Here is a 741-nt window from a genome sequence, read left to right as displayed (position 1 = left end):
GGGCAGGGCGGGCAGGTCGTCCGCCGAACCGTCCTGCGAGGCGTTGTCCACCACGATGACCTGCACGGCGGCGGCCTCCTGCACGGCCGCGAGGCTCGCCAGGCAGGCCCGGAGCAGGGCGCCGCCGTTCCAGTTGACGATCACCACGTCGAGGGCGGCGCGGTCGGTCATGGGCGATCCCGCGGGGGCCCGAGACGCCCGAGGGCGCCGTCGCGGGCGGCTCCGAGCAACCGCAGCAGGACGGCGGGCCGCCAGCCCGAATCCGCCCAGTACAGCCCGGCCTGGAGCGGCAGGTAGGCGGCCTGGGCGAGCTTCCAGCGCAGGGGCACGTGCGGCAGGCGCCAGGCATAGACCGCGTTGCGCAGGTAGGTCGCCATCCGGAACAGGGGCTGGCGCGGCATCGCGATCCCGAAGCCGCGGATCACCCCGCCCCCGACCCGGTGCGGGATCGCGACGTCCCGGGCGAGGTAGCAGCCGTAACCGAGACTCCAGGCGCGAAAGCACCATTCCAGCTCGACGCCGTCGATGAAGAAGTCGGCGCGGAACGGCCCGACCCGGGCGAGGGCATCGAGGTCGATCAGCGAGCCCGAGGTCGCCAGGAACTGCACCGGGGCGAGGGCGCCGCAGGCTTGAGAGTTGACGCCGCAGGCTGGGGGGAGGCCGCCGCAGGCTTGAGAGATGACGCCGCAGGCCGGCGCGAGGTCGCCGCAGGCCGGTGCACCAGGGCGGGCCGGGTAGGCC

Annotated in this window: 2 protein-coding genes; both read right to left on the bottom strand. The window is 74.6% G+C overall.

The genetic code is table 11. The features are described 5' to 3' along the window. The coding region (locus FV228_RS31530) for a glycosyltransferase (RefSeq protein WP_147857953.1) at window positions 1-171 on the bottom strand (171 nt) is incomplete at its 3' end. After that, a partial coding sequence (locus FV228_RS31525; protein ID WP_281406559.1) for a glycosyltransferase family 2 protein occupies window positions 168-741 on the bottom strand: 574 nt, incomplete at its 5' end. The genes FV228_RS31525 and FV228_RS31530, both read right to left, overlap by 4 nt.

The sequence above is a fragment of the Methylobacterium sp. WL18 genome, from assembly GCF_008040015.1.
GTDB classification, from domain to species: Bacteria; Pseudomonadota; Alphaproteobacteria; order Rhizobiales; family Beijerinckiaceae; genus Methylobacterium; species Methylobacterium mesophilicum.
This window is presented reverse-complemented; position numbering and strand designations above follow the sequence as displayed.